Source organism: Actinomadura sp. SCN-SB, from assembly GCF_043906805.1.
GTDB lineage: Bacteria > Actinomycetota > Actinomycetes > Streptosporangiales > Streptosporangiaceae > Spirillospora.
The window spans coordinates 104,008-116,952 of sequence record NZ_JBIMPP010000020.1; the positions used below are offsets into that span (position 1 = coordinate 104,008).

The following is a 12,945-nucleotide window of genomic DNA, read 5'->3' on the forward strand; positions in this document are numbered from 1 at the left end:
TGTCGAAGGCGGGCTTGGTGGAGGGGGACGGTTGATAGGAGGACCGCGCGCGGGTCAGGTCGGGCTGCGCAGGCCGCGGCGCTGCAGCAGGACGGCGACCACGATGATCAGGCCCTTGGCGATCAGCTGGTCGCTGGTGTCCAGCCCGTTGAGGATGAACAGGTTGGTGATGAGGGTGAACACCAGCACGCCCAGGATCGAGCCGACCAGCGTGCCGCGCCCGCCGGTGAGCAGCGTGCCGCCGATGATCACCGCGGCGATCGCGTCCAGCTCGTACAGGTCGCCGTGGGTGCTGGAGCCGGTGGTGGTGCGGGCCATGATGATGATCGCGGCGATGCCGCAGCACAGCCCGGACAGCGCGTACAGGGCGAGGGTCTGGCGGCGGACGTTGATGCCGGCGAGCCGGGCCGCCTCGGGGTTGCCGCCGACCGCGAACGTGCGGCGGCCGAAGGTGGTGCGGTTGAGCAGCAGCCAGCCCGCCACCGCCACCGCCGCGAAGAGGAACACCACCAGGGGGATCCCCAGCGCCCGGGTGGTCGACAGCGACTCGATGGCGTCGTTCTCCGGCCGGATCAGCTGGGTCTTGCGGTCCGACATGCGCTGCGCGAGGCCCCGCGCGGCCACCAGCATCGCCAGGGTGGCGATGAACGGCACCAGCCGCCCGTAGGCGATCAGGATCCCGTTGACCAGCCCGGCGCCGGTGCCGACCAGGATCGCGCACAGCGCCATCACGGCGGGCCCGTAGGACTGGGTCGCCAGCGTGGTCGCCCACACCGACGCCAGCGCCATCAGCGCGCCCACCGACAGGTCGATCCCGCCACCGATGATCACGAAGGTCATGCCGACCGTGATGACGCCGATGGTGGAGGCCAGCACCAGGATGCCGACGATGTTGTCGGAGGTGGCGAAGTTGTCGGGCTTGGTGATCAGGCCGACCACCGCCAGCAGCACCAGCGCCGCGACCAGCCCCAGATGCCGGAACTCGCCGGGCCCCGCGGGAGCGCCGTTGCCGTTGCCGGCCTTCGGCGACCTCCACGGCAGCCGCCCCAGCGGCCCGCCGCCGCCCTTCTCCGAGGAGGAGCCGCTCAGCACGTCCTCCTTGGGTCCCACACCGGCCTCGGTCACAGGGCCCTCCCTTCCATGATCATGTTGAGCACGCGGTGCTCGTCCAGCTCGACGGCGTCGTCGCTGTGGATGACACGGCCCTCGCGGATCACCAGGATCCGGTCGGCCAGGCCCAGGACCTCGGGCACCTCGCTGGAGACCAGCAGCACCGCCACGCCCCGGTCGGCCAGCCCGCGGATCACCGCGTACAGCTCCGCCCTGGCGCCCACGTCGACGCCCCGCGTGGGCTCGTCCAGGACGAGCAGCCGCAGGCCGCCGGCGCCCGCCAGCCACCGGGCCAGCACCACCTTCTGCTGGTTGCCGCCCGACAGGGTCGCCACCTGGCGCGTGGGGTCGGGCGGCCGGATGTCCAGCGCCTCGATCTGCTCGCGGACGTCGGCCAGCTCGCGCCGCCGGTCCAGCCAGCCGAGCTTCGCGTAACCGGGCAGCCCGGCCAGCGTGATGTTGCCCGCGACCGACTCGTACATCAGCAGCGCCTGGCTCTTGCGCTCCTCGGGCGCCATGCCCATGCCGCTCCGGACGGCCGCGCCGGTGTCGCCGGGGCGCATCGGGCGGCCGTCCAGCAGCACCCTGCCGCCGGTGGCCCTGCGGGTGCCGTAGATGGTCTCCAGGATCTCCGAGCGGCCCGCCCCGACCAGTCCCGCGAGCCCGACGATCTCGCCCGCGCGGACGGAGAACGACACGTCCTCGAACGAGCCCGCCAGCGTCAGCCCCTCGACCCGCAGCACCTCGGGACGCTCGCCGTCCTCCGGGGGGTCGGAGCGCGGCGGGAAGGCGTACTCGACGTCCCGCCCGGTCATCAGGGAGACGATCCGGCCGGTGGAGGTGGTGCGGGCGGGCAGGCCGTGCGCCACGGCGCGGCCGTCCTTGAGCACGGTGACCCGGTCGCCGATCTCGCGGATCTCCTCCAGCCGGTGCGAGATGTAGACGACCGCGACCCCGGCCGAGGTCAGCTCGCGAATGATCCGGAACAGGTTGGCGACCTCGTCGTGCGCCAGCGCCGCCGACGGCTCGTCCATGATGATCAGCCGCGCGTCGTGGGAGAGCGCCCGCGCCATGCTCACCACCTGGCGGCCCGCCGCGGGCAGCCGGCCCACCTCGCGGCGCGGCGGGATCTCGCCGTGGCCGAGCCGGGCGAGCAGGTCGCGGGCGGCGCGCTCGGCCTCGGCGCGGCGGGTGAAGCCGAACCGGGCGCGCTCGTGCCCGAGGAAGATGTTGTCGGCCACCGACAGGCCGTCCACCAGGTCGAGCTCCTGGTAGATGGTGGCGATGCCGGCGCGCATGGCCGCGGTGGGGTCGGCCGGCGCGAACGGCTCGCCGCCCAGGGTGATCTCACCCGAGTCCGGCCGGTGCGCCCCGGCCAGCACCTTGATCAGGGTCGATTTGCCGGCGCCGTTCTGGCCGAGCAGGCAGTGCACCTCGCCGGCCCGGACCTCCAGGTCGACGCCGTCGAGGGCGCGCACGCCGGGGAACCGTTTGGTGATGCCGCGCATGAGCAGCAGCGGCTCTTGGTCGGTGTCCTTCGCAAGGCCCACGTGGGTCTCCTAGAGAGGGGTGGGATCAGGAGGCGGCGAAGACGTGGTCGCTGATGAGGCGGGCGGCGCCGATCACTCCGGCGGTCCCGGGCAGTTCGGACAGGACGATGGGAAGGTTGCCGGTCGCCAGCGGCAGCGAGCGGCGGTAGACGACACCGCGGATCTCGGCGAGCAGGGTGTGCCCGAGCCCCGCCACACCGCCCGCGATGATGACGAGCCCGGGGTTGAAGAAGCTGACCAGCCCGGCGAGCACCTGGCCGACGTGCCGGCCGCCCTCGCGGACCAGCCGGACGGCGACCGGGTCGCCCGCGGCGGCGGCGTCCGCCACGTCCCGGGCGGTGATCTCGCCGTTCGCCTCCAGGACCGCGGCCAGCCGCTCGGACCGGCCCGCGCGCGCCTCGGCGGTGGCGTCCCTGGCCAGCGCGGCGCCCCCGAAGTACGCCTCCAGGCAGCCCGCGTTGCCGCAGGCGCACACCGGGCCGTCGTCGTCGACGCGGATGTGGCCGATGTCCCCGGCGCTGCCGGAGACGCCCCTGTAGATGGCCCCGTCGACGACGATGCCGCAGCCGATGCCCGTGCCGATCTTGACCAGCAGGAAGTCGTCCACCGACCGGGCGAGCCCGGCGTGCAGCTCGCCGAGCGCCATGATGTTGACGTCGTTGTCCACCAGCACGGGACAGCCCAGCTCCTGGCTGATCGCCTCCCGCACGGGGAAGCGGTCCCAGCCCGGCATGATCGGCGGCGCGACCGGCATCCCGTCCCGGAAGCTCACCGGTCCCGGAACGCCGATCCCGGTGCCGTGCACCTGCGGGATCAGTCCCTCGTCCCGCAGCTTGCCGAGGAGGTCGAGGGCCCGGTCCAGCACGACGGTCGCGCCCTCACGGACCGCGCACTCCTCGCTGACATGGCCGAGGACCTCCAGCTCGCCGTTGGTCACCGCCACGTCGATCGAGGTGGCCCCGATGTCGAAGGCGACGAACCGCAGTCCGGGCGAGAGCCGCACGATGCCCGACCGCCGCCCTCCCCTGGACGCCGCCAGCCCGGCGGTCTCCACGAGGCCGAGCGCCACCAGCCGGTCCAGCTCGACGGCGAGCTTGGAGCGGGAGAGCCGCACCACGTCCCCGAGCTCGGCACGCGATCTCGGGCCTTCGTCGCGCAACAGCCGCAGCAGGCGTGCCTGATGCACGTTCTCCGGCCGGGCCGTCATGCGCATCACGCCGTCCTTCCCGCCGAACGGGTCACCGTGCGCAGAAGGTACCTCGACTTTCGCCGTCCTGAGAAGACCTTTCCATCAGATCGCGACAACTTTCTCCTGAGCCAAGACAAAGTCGCGCAAGGAAAAACCCCCGGACAGGTCCGGGGGTCTCGCCCGTGCGGCCGCCGCGTCCGCTGAGCGCGCCGACACGCGCCTAGTACGTGAGGGCTCCGCGCCCGGTGCTCATGGTCCTCATGATGTGCTCGACGAGCGTGATGAGGACCTGCTTGGCCGACTCCCTCTCACGGACGTCGCAGTTGATGACCGGGATGTCGGGGGTCAGGTCCAGGGCGTCCCTGACCTGGTCGGCGGTGTGCATGCCCGAGCCCGGGAACTGGTTGACGCCGATGATGAACGGGACGCCGCGGCGCTCGAAGTAGTCGACCGAGGCGAAGCAGTCGGCCAGGCGGCGGGTGTCGACGAGGACGACCGCGCCCAGCGCCCCCTTGGCCAGCTCGTCCCACATGAACCAGAACCGGTCCTGCCCCGGCGTGCCGAAGACGAACAGCACCAGGCCGTTCGGCAGCGTGATGCGGCCGAAGTCCATCGCCACGGTGGTGGTCGTCTTGCCGGCGACGGCGGAGGTGTCGTCGACGCCGATGCTCCTTTCGGTGAGCGCCTCCTCGGTGCGCAGGGGGCGGATCTCGCTCACCGCGCTCACCAGGGTGGACTTGCCGACGCCGAAGCCACCGGCGACCAGGATCTTGACGGTCAGCGCGGATTCGCCGGCCGTCGCGGCCGGGTCAGAGCGCACGGATTCCATCGATCACTTCCTTGAGTACGCGCTCGCTGGGGAACTGCGCGACCGGCGCGGGGCGGCGGACGCGGACCAGCTCACGGTCGAGCAGATCGCCGAGCAGCACCCGGACGACGCCCAGGGCGAGTTCCAGTTCCGACGCTATCTCGACAACCGACAGGGGGGTGCGGCAAAGCTCCAAGATCATCTCATGTTCGGGCGCCGGGACCCAGCCGCGTGCCGCGGGACCCACGCCCTCCGGATCGTCCGGCGGCTCCTCCTCCGTGGTGATCAGCGCCACCAGGTCCAGCACCTCGGCGTCGTAGTCGGTGCGCCCGCCGGTGAGGGCGTAGGGACGCACGACCGGACCGGCCGCGTCGTCGTACCACGCGGAGTCGCCGTGCCCTCGGGGCGGTGTCGCGGGCACCTCAGGCGCCGCCCCGCTCGGCCGCGGCCATCCGCGGGTGCGCCGAAAGGTGCTTGCCGACCCTGGTCACCAGCATCGCCATCTCGTAGGCGATGACCCCGAGGTCGGCGTCGGCGTCGGCGAGCACGGCCAGGCAGGCGCCCTCCCCGGCCGCGGTGACGAACAGGAACGCCGACTCCATCTCCACGATCACCTGGCGCACCGGGCCGCCGCCGAACGACTCGCCGGCACCGCGCGCCAGGCTCTGGAAGCTGGCGGCCACCGCCGACAGGTGGTCGGACTGCTCGCGCGCCAGGCCGCGGGACGCGGCGATGCGCAGCCCGTCGCTGGACAGCACCGCGGCGTTCTGCACCTGGGCGACCCGCTCGACCATGGTGTCCAGCAGCCAGTTCAGCTCGCCGGTCGCCGCCATGATCGCTTCAGCCTCCGGCTGCCGCGCTTCGGTCATGGGTTGTCGTCCTCCTCGGCTAGGGACGGTCCGGCGTCCGCCTGTCCTGATTCACTACGTCCGCGCTGCCAGCCGCGCTGCATGGAGGACATGAGCGCCTTCATCTCCTCCGGGCTGCGCGGGCCGCTGCCGGGCGGTCCCGCGCTCGCGTCGTCGGCGTGGCCCGTTCCGCCGGCGCCACCGGTACCGGCGGTGCCACCGCTGTCGCGCCCCTCGGGTCGCGGGTCCGGCACGGGGTGTTCGCCGGACGGAGGCGCCGCGCGTCCCGACGCCGCGAGGTCGGCGTCCACCTTCTCCCGCAACTGCGGCGCCAGATGGGTCTGCTTGCGGCGGCGCGGCAGCTCCCCCGTCGTCAGGGGAGGCGGGGGCGGGGCCTGCTCACGCTCGGCGCGAACCGGCTCGGGCACGTCGCGGTCTCCCGTGTCCCCCGGGCGGCTCTCGGACGGCTCGGGAACGGACGGCTGGGGTGCGAGCCTGGAAGCGGGCGGCTCGGGACTGGGCGGCTGGGCCACCAGCCGTACCGGCCCGGTCTGGTTCGGCGGGCCGCCGGCGAGTCCGCGCGCGCCCGCGCGCTCGGGCACGGCGGCCATCTGCCCGGTCGTCCGCCGCGCCGGGCTCTCCTGCTCCGGTACGTCGGTGAGCAGCGACGCGGGGATCAGCGCGATCGCGGTCGTCCCCCCGTACGGCGACTGCCGCAGCGTGACGGTGATGCCGTGGCGGCGGGCGAGCCGCGCGACCACGAACAGGCCGAGCCGCGCGCTGTCGGCCGGGTCGAACTCGGGCGGGTCGGCCAGGCGCTCGTTGGCGGCGGCCAGGTCCGTCTCGGGCATCCCGAGGCCGCGGTCCTCCACCTCGATGACCAGCCCGCTGGCCACCGCGTGCCCGCTGACCTTCACCGGCGACCGGGGCGGCGAGAACGTCGTGGCGTTCTCCACGATCTCGGCGAGCAGATGGATGACGTCGGCCACCGCCGAGCCCACCAGCGCCTTCCTCGGCAACGGCTGGACGCGGACGCGCGCGTAGTCCTCGACCTCGGCCACCGCGCCGCGCACCACGTCCACCACCGGGACCGGATGCCGCCAGCCGCGCCCGGCGGACTTGCCCGCCAGGATGACCAGGCCCTCGGCATGCCGCCGCATGCGGGTGGCCAGGTGGTCGAGCCGGAACAGGTCCGACAGCTCGGCCGGGTCCTCGGTGCGGCGCTCCATGGCGTCCAGCAGGCTGAGCTGGCGGTGCAGCAACGCCTGGTTGCGGCGGGCCAGGTTCACGAAGACCTCGCTGATGCCGTTACGCGTCTCCAGCTCGCGCGCGGCGGCGACCAGCACGGCGTCGCGGGCCTTGGCGAACGACTCGGAGATCCGCCGGATCTCCTGGATCCGGTAGTCGTGGTCCGGGACGTCGCCGCCCTCCAGCATCTCCGGGTCGATCGTGCCGCCCGCGCGGGCCCGCTCGGCGACCGCGGGGAGCGTCTTGGTGGTGAAGGCGCCGACGCCGTCCGCCAGCGTCCGGGACTCGCGCAGCAGCCGCCGCGACACCCGCACCGCGATGACGGACGAGACGACGACCGCGGCCAGGCCGAGGCCGCCGGACAGGGCCAGCCGCTGCACCACGGTGAAGGCGATGCCCTCGGCCTCCTCGGTGAGCGCGTCCAGGGCGTCGTTCTCGAACTGGAACAGGCGCTCGGTCACGATGTTGATCGAGGTACGCCAGGCAGCGGCGTCCACCTGAGGCGCGGCCTGCGCGGCCTGCGCGCCCGCCCCGCCCCTCACCTGGCCGGGAACGCCGGCGTCACGGTCGCGGCGCGGCTCGGCGGGGTCGGCGCCGCGCACCACCAGGTCCTCCAGGCGGCGCAGCACGACCGACTCCGGGGACGCGAAGAGCCGTTCCAGCCGTTCCCGCCCGGACGCCGGCAGGCCGGCCGCGTTGTCGGCGAACATCATCCGCTGCGCGCCCACGAGCTGCGCGAACTGCGCGCGCTCCGCCGCGGTGAACCGTCCGCCCGGCGCGGCCCCGGCGAACAGCGCGTCCTCGCGGGCCAGGAACTCGCGGGCGCGGGCCAGCGCGACCAGGGCGGTGCCCTGCCGCGCGATCGCCCGGTCGGCGGGCGCGACCGTACCGTAGATGGCGAACGCCGAGTCGATCAGTCCCGAGTAGTCCCCCAGCACCCGCAGGCGGTCCGAGCTGCGCGCGTCCACGTCCCTGCGGATCTGTTCCAGGCTCTTGAGCCGGGCGACGAACGCGTCGATGCGCTCCACCACGGGCCGCTCGATCGCGCCGCGCAGCCTGCGGTCCCGGCTGTGCCGCTCGACGTCCGCGCGCGCCCGGTCGGTGGCGCGCCGCTGGGTGGCCAGCGCCGCGACCTCCGCGGGTCCGCCGCCGCCGAGCCTGCCGAGCGACAGCCTGCGCTCCTTCTGCAGCCCGTCGATCAGCCGTTGGGTGGGCAGCAGCGACTTCTCCTGGAACTGGTTGCTCTGCTGGAGCTGCCGCGCGTCGCCGTAGGTCAGGTTGGTGGCGAACGCCCACAGCACCGCGAGGGAGAGCAGCGGCACCAGGATCAGCACGACGATCCAGGTACGGATCGAGGCGGAGCGCCGGTTCATCACGGCCGATAAACCCTGCGTCCGCCTGGGGCCTTGAGCTGCCGGAGGCACGACATGCCGGGGGGAACCTCTCGATATGTAGGTGTAAAGGGGGGACTGCCGGAGCCTACTACGGAGCGGCTTCCCGGCCTATGTCAACGGGCGGAACGCGCCGCTCAACGGGCCTCGCCCACGGCGCCGCCGGCCCCGGGATGTCCCGGATCCGCCCAGGCCAGCACGTGTTCCACGAGCCGGATCAGCACCTGCTTGGCCGACTCCTTGCTGCGGACGTCGCAGAGCACCACCGGGATCCCCGGGTCGAGGTCCAGCGCGATCGCGATGTCCTGCGCGCGGTGCGTGCGGACGCCGTCGAAACAGTTCACCGCCACCACGAACGGCGTCCCGCGCTGCTCGAAGTAGTCGATGGACGGGAAGCTGTCACGCAGCCGCCGGGTGTCCGCCAGCACCACCGCGCCCAGCGCGCCATAGGCGAGCTCGTCCCACATGAACCAGAAGCGCTCCTGGCCCGGGGTGCCGAAGAGGTAGAGCACCAGCCGCTCGGTGAGGGTGATGCGGCCGAAGTCCATCGCCACGGTGGTGGTGGACTTGCGGTCCACGCCCGCGACGTCGTCCACGCCGACGCCGCGGTCGGTCAGCTCCTCCTCGGTGACCAGCGGCCGGATCTCGCTGATCGACCCGACCATGGTCGTCTTGCCGGCGCCGAACCCGCCGGCGACCAGGATCTTGGTGGTGACCAAGGGGCCCGAGGGGTCGGTGCCCTGCCGGGCCCACTGGTCAGCGCCGGCCGACACCATGGCGCACCGCCGCGGGCGGCCCCACGCGGGGGCCTGACTCGCCGAGGCCGGACATCTCAGCCGCCGTCGAAGCCGGTGCCGGCGAACCGGGGGCTGGCCTGCAGATGCTGTCCCACCCGCTTCACCAGGACGGCCATCTCGTAGGCGATCAGGCCGGCGTCGGCGTCCGCGCTGGCCAGCACCGCCAGGCAGGTGCCGTTGCCCGCGGCGGTGACGAACAGCAGCATGGTGTCCATCTCGATGATGGTCTGCCGCACGTTGCCGCCGCCGAAGTGCCGCCCGGCGCCGCGGGCCAGGCTCTGCACCCCGGCCGCCAGCGCGGACAGGTGCTCGGCGTCCTCCCGGCCCAGCTCCTGCGAGGCGGCGACGGCCAGCCCGTCACGCGAGAGGATCACCGCCTGCCGGACCGTCGGTACGCGCCCGGCGAAGTCGTTGAGCAGCCAGTTCAGTTCACCGGTCGCGGTGTTGTGCATCATCAGGTCTCTCCTCTTCCCCCGAATCCCCCGGATCCGACGCTCGTCCGCGCCGCCATCCTTGCTGTATCGACGCCATCATCGAACGGGCCTCCTCGGGCGACCGGACCATCCGCCCGGCCGGTCCGGGTCCGCCCGCCGGCGGTGGCGGCGTCCGGTCCCTTCCTCTCAGTTGCGGGGCCAGGCTCTGCCGGCGCCGCCGCCGGGGCAGCCCGGCATAGGTCTCCTCCGGCTCGGCCGCGGGCCCGTTCACCCGGTCCTCCCGCGGGGGAGGCGGGTCCGTTCCCGATCCGGTGTCGTCATCCGACCAAGGATTGCCCGTCGGCGCGTGGCCCGCAGGCAGAACGCCGCTTTCCTGTGCGTTCCAACCAAATCGGCGTAGTTTTCCCGCCGGTTCGGGAGCGGTCGCGGGGGCCGGCCCGAGCGCGCGTGCGGGCGCGGGGCCGGGCGGGCCGGCGACGTCCAGCGCCCAGGACCCGTCGCCGTCCATCAGCCCGGCCGGGACCATCAGCTCGTGCGGCAGCAGCACGATCGCGGTGGTGCCGCCGTACGGCGAGGGGCGCAGCGAGACGCGGACGCCGTGCCGGTGGGCCAGGCGGGCCACCACGGCCAGGCCGAGCCGGTCGGTGTCGGCCAGGTCCGGCTCGGGCGGCGCGGCCAGCCGGTCGTTGATCGCCTCCAGCTCGGCCGGGGGCATGCCGAGCCCGCGGTCCTCGATCTCGATCGCGAAGCCGCCGCCGACCCGGTCGGCCATCACGCGGATCCCGGTGTTCGGCGGCGAGAACACCGCGGCGTTCTCCAGCAGCTCGGCCAGCAGATGGGTCAGGTCCGCCACGGCGGCGCCCACGACGCCGTCGCGCGACGGCGCCAGCACCGACACCCGTTCGTCGTCCTCGATGCCCGCGACGGCGTCGCGCAGCACCTTGGCCACCGGGGCGGGGTCGCGGCGCGGCCGCGGCGGCACGGAACCGGACAGAATGATCAAACTTTCCGCGTGCCGCCGCATCCGCGCGGTCAGGCGGTCCAGCTTGCGCAGCTCGTCCCGTTCCCCGGGCTCGACGCGCGCCTCCAGGTCGCGCAGCATGGCGAGCTGGCGGTGCAGCAGCGACTGGTTGCGGCGGGCGACGTCCAGCAGGATCCGGCGCACGCCCGCGCGGGAGGACACCTGCCCGTCCGACGCGGCCAGCGCGCCGCGCCACACGGCGTCCAGCTCTTCCGCGACCTCCTGGATCTCTCTGGTACGAGCCGGAGGCGGCGCGTCCGGCTCGGGTTCAAGGCCGGTGCCGGGACCGGCGGGCTCGCCGCTCACCAGCCGGTCCAGCACGGCGGGCAGCCTGCGCCGGGCCAGGTCGCGCGCGGAGCCGCGCAACGCGGCCAGCTCGCGGTTCAGAGCGCGCACGGTGTGGATCGCGAGCACGACCGAGGCACCGACGGCGAGCAGGCCGAGACCGCCCACGAGCCCGAGACGGATCCAGAGCGCGTTGCCACGAGCGTCCCGTTCCTCGGCGAGCTCCCGCGACGCCTGCCGGTGGCGCGACATGAGCGAGAGCAGCAGCGGCTGCGCTGTAGCGGTCCAACGCCGCGCGTCGACGCGCGGCTCACCCTCCGGCTCGCCCTCCGTCGCGGCGGCGATCCCTTCCTCCACGTCGCGGAACTCGGCGAACGCGGGCGCCGACAGCAGCGGCGCGATCAGACGCCCGTGGACCGCGGCGGGCAACTGCGCGCGCTCCTCGTCCCACAGGCGCCGCTGCGCGTCCGCCAGCCCCGCGAACGCCCGCCGCTCCGCGGCGCTCAGCACGCCGTCGCCGCCCGCTGCGGCCACCAGCGCGCCCTCCCGTCCGATCAGGTCCATCGCCCGGTATCCGGCGACCAGGCCCGCCGACCAGCGCGCCAGCTCGCCATCGCCCTCGGGCACCCAGGCACCGGACGTGGCGTACAACGCCTCCACCGGCACGCCGTAGGCATCGACCGCGCCGGTGACCTCCAGCCCGCGGGCGTCGATCGTGTAACGGGTGGCGGAAAGGCGGTCGAGCTCGCGCAGCGCCGCCCGCAGCAACCCGGCGGCCCGGCCCTCGCCGTCCGCACCCTCCAGGTCGTCGGCCACGCCGCGCCGGAACGCGGCCACCGCGTCATCGGTACGGGCACGCGCCGCCGCCATCGCCTGACGGGACGCGGGCGCGGGAGCCGCGAGGAACACCGCGGAAGCATGACGTTCGGCGGTCAGGGCCGCGACCGCGTCGTGCACGGCACCGCTCATCCGGGACTCCGACCGCTCCGCCCTGCGGTGCTCCAGAGCGTCGCCCGAGACGGCGACGATGCCGAGACCCCACAGCAGGGCCAGCGTCAGCGAAGGGACGGCCGACAGCACGACGACCCGGGACCGGATCGAACGCGTTCGAGGACTCAATGTCACCTCGCGGATGGCCTCTGCTCCCGCGGACTCCCCCGGACTGCGTGCGGATGCCGCCCGATCATAGAGGTTCGCGCGTCCGCACCCGCAAGTTCTTCGCATATCGGTGCGAAACCGTGCCCGCGCCGCCCGCCCAGGGTCTCCATCACATCCCACTACGGGAACAAAGAGCCGGAGAATCACCCATGTGTCCGTTACGGCGTTACGATTCCCGCCGTGAGTCCCGAAAGCCAGGCATCCCAGGCACTTCCGTCACGGCGCCGCCGCGCACCTCGCGGCGGCCGACATCGTGGCGACGAATCCTTCCTGCTGCCCCCCGGCTCCCCCGCGCTCGTCCTCGCCGTCCCCGGATCGTCCCGCACCGCCGGCGGCGTCCCCGAGGAACTGGCCAGGCTCGTCGAAATCGAGCACACCGGCCAGCCGACCCTCGTGGGCTACCTCGAAGGCGACGACAGGAACCTCGGCGCGGTCCTCGCCCAAGTGCAGCGGCAACGAGAGGACGAACCGGGGGCGGTGGTAGTGCCACTGGCCACCGGCCCCGACCCCGCCGCCGAAGGCGCCATCCGCAAGTTCGTGGCGGACGCGCCGGTCCCGGCCCTGCCCACCGAACCCCTCGGCCCCCACCCGCTGATCGCCGAAGCGCTCCACGACCGGCTGGCCGACGCGGGACTGGCCCGCGCCGACCGCATCCGGATGATGACCATGGTGACCGCCGCCGGCGGCATCATCGTCGTCGTCCCCGGCGACGCGTTCGCGGTCCGGCAGGCCGAGGTCACCGGCGTGCTGCTGGCCTCAAGACTGGCCTCCCCCGTCTTCACCGCGCGGATCGACGACGGCCACGCCGTCCAGACGGCCGCCGCCCAACTCCGCGCCTCGGGAGTACAGCGCCTCGCGGTGGCACCCCACCTGATCGGCCACGAACCCGACGCCAGGCACATCGCCGCCGCGGCAGCGGCGGCGGGCGCCGAGCACGCGGGGCCACTGGGCGCACACCCGGCACTGGCCAAGCTCGCCGCACTCCGGTACACGGAGACCTTGGCAAGCGCTCTTTCTAGCTAAGTGTGGGGGGCTGTGACATATGTGGGGGGACGACCCCCCACACCCCCCGAAGCGGGGTCGGCGGTCCCCGCCGCTCGCCTTGA

General features: G+C 73.6%; 11 protein-coding genes. 1 reads left to right on the forward strand and 10 read right to left on the reverse strand.

What is annotated here, in order from left to right; translation table 11 throughout:
* Nucleotides 1–54: 54 nt before the first annotated feature.
* The 10 genes from ACGWYJ_RS15915 to ACGWYJ_RS15960 all read right to left on the reverse strand — a co-directional run bounded on the left by ACGWYJ_RS15915 (nt 55) and on the right by ACGWYJ_RS15960 (nt 11,800).
* Nucleotides 55–1,125, reverse strand: coding sequence for an ABC transporter permease (locus ACGWYJ_RS15915; RefSeq protein WP_395106745.1), 1,071 nt, complete (start codon nt 1,123–1,125; stop codon nt 55–57).
* Nucleotides 1,122–2,660 carry a sugar ABC transporter ATP-binding protein gene (locus tag ACGWYJ_RS15920; protein WP_395106746.1) on the reverse strand — a complete coding sequence of 513 codons (1,539 nt, stop codon included), beginning with the start codon at nt 2,658–2,660 and terminating at the stop codon, nt 1,122–1,124. Before ACGWYJ_RS15920 ends, ACGWYJ_RS15915 begins: the two co-directional genes overlap by 4 nt.
* Before the next feature lie 25 nt (nt 2,661–2,685).
* Nucleotides 2,686–3,873 carry an ROK family protein gene (locus ACGWYJ_RS15925; protein WP_395106747.1) on the reverse strand — a complete coding sequence of 396 codons (1,188 nt, stop codon included), beginning with the start codon at nt 3,871–3,873 and terminating at the stop codon, nt 2,686–2,688.
* Between the two features lie 196 nt (nt 3,874–4,069).
* Nucleotides 4,070–4,678 (reverse strand): ATP/GTP-binding protein, encoded by a 609-nt coding sequence (locus tag ACGWYJ_RS15930; RefSeq protein ID WP_285696183.1) that lies wholly within the window; start codon nt 4,676–4,678, stop codon nt 4,070–4,072.
* On the reverse strand, nt 4,659–5,078 hold the full coding sequence (locus ACGWYJ_RS15935; RefSeq protein ID WP_395106748.1) for a DUF742 domain-containing protein: 420 nt from the start codon (nt 5,076–5,078) through the stop codon (nt 4,659–4,661). The genes ACGWYJ_RS15930 and ACGWYJ_RS15935 overlap by 20 nt, the downstream gene beginning before the upstream one ends.
* 1 nt (nt 5,079) lies before the next feature.
* Nucleotides 5,080–5,526, reverse strand: a complete 447-nt coding sequence (locus tag ACGWYJ_RS15940) for a roadblock/LC7 domain-containing protein (protein WP_395106749.1) — start codon at nt 5,524–5,526, stop codon at nt 5,080–5,082.
* Nucleotides 5,523–8,126, reverse strand: a complete 2,604-nt coding sequence (locus ACGWYJ_RS15945) for a nitrate- and nitrite sensing domain-containing protein (RefSeq protein ID WP_395106750.1) — start codon at nt 8,124–8,126, stop codon at nt 5,523–5,525. The genes ACGWYJ_RS15940 and ACGWYJ_RS15945 overlap by 4 nt, the downstream gene beginning before the upstream one ends.
* Nucleotides 8,127–8,281: 155 nt before the next feature.
* Nucleotides 8,282–8,920, reverse strand: coding sequence for an ATP/GTP-binding protein (locus ACGWYJ_RS15950; RefSeq protein ID WP_395106751.1), 639 nt, complete (start codon nt 8,918–8,920; stop codon nt 8,282–8,284).
* Nucleotides 8,921–8,976: 56 nt separating this feature from the next.
* Nucleotides 8,977–9,393 carry a roadblock/LC7 domain-containing protein gene (locus ACGWYJ_RS15955; RefSeq protein WP_395106757.1) on the reverse strand — a complete coding sequence of 139 codons (417 nt, stop codon included), beginning with the start codon at nt 9,391–9,393 and terminating at the stop codon, nt 8,977–8,979.
* Nucleotides 9,371–11,800 carry a nitrate- and nitrite sensing domain-containing protein gene (locus ACGWYJ_RS15960; RefSeq protein WP_395106752.1) on the reverse strand — a complete coding sequence of 810 codons (2,430 nt, stop codon included), beginning with the start codon at nt 11,798–11,800 and terminating at the stop codon, nt 9,371–9,373. Before ACGWYJ_RS15960 ends, ACGWYJ_RS15955 begins: the two co-directional genes overlap by 23 nt.
* Before the next feature lie 219 nt (nt 11,801–12,019).
* Here ACGWYJ_RS15960 and ACGWYJ_RS15965 point away from each other — a divergent pair, with 219 nt between their 5' ends.
* The gene (locus ACGWYJ_RS15965) at nt 12,020–12,862 is read left to right on the forward strand and encodes a sirohydrochlorin chelatase (RefSeq protein ID WP_395106753.1); all 843 of its coding nucleotides are present in this window, start codon (nt 12,020–12,022) and stop codon (nt 12,860–12,862) included.
* The last annotated feature ends 83 nt before the right edge of the window (nt 12,863–12,945 follow it).

What these genes read in the sequence shown, in the direction of transcription:
- ACGWYJ_RS15940 (WP_395106749.1), bottom strand. Translation starts at nt 5,526, where the DNA reads ATGACCGAAGCGCGGCAGCCGGAGGCTGAAGCGATCATGGCGGCGACC.
- ACGWYJ_RS15950 (WP_395106751.1), bottom strand. Translation starts at nt 8,920, where the DNA reads ATGGTGTCGGCCGGCGCTGACCAGTGGGCCCGGCAGGGCACCGACCCC.
- ACGWYJ_RS15945 (WP_395106750.1), bottom strand. Translation starts at nt 8,126, where the DNA reads ATGAACCGGCGCTCCGCCTCGATCCGTACCTGGATCGTCGTGCTGATC.
- ACGWYJ_RS15955 (WP_395106757.1), bottom strand. Translation starts at nt 9,393, where the DNA reads ATGCACAACACCGCGACCGGTGAACTGAACTGGCTGCTCAACGACTTC.
- ACGWYJ_RS15925 (WP_395106747.1), bottom strand. Translation starts at nt 3,873, where the DNA reads ATGCGCATGACGGCCCGGCCGGAGAACGTGCATCAGGCACGCCTGCTG.
- ACGWYJ_RS15930 (WP_285696183.1), bottom strand. Translation starts at nt 4,678, where the DNA reads ATGGAATCCGTGCGCTCTGACCCGGCCGCGACGGCCGGCGAATCCGCG.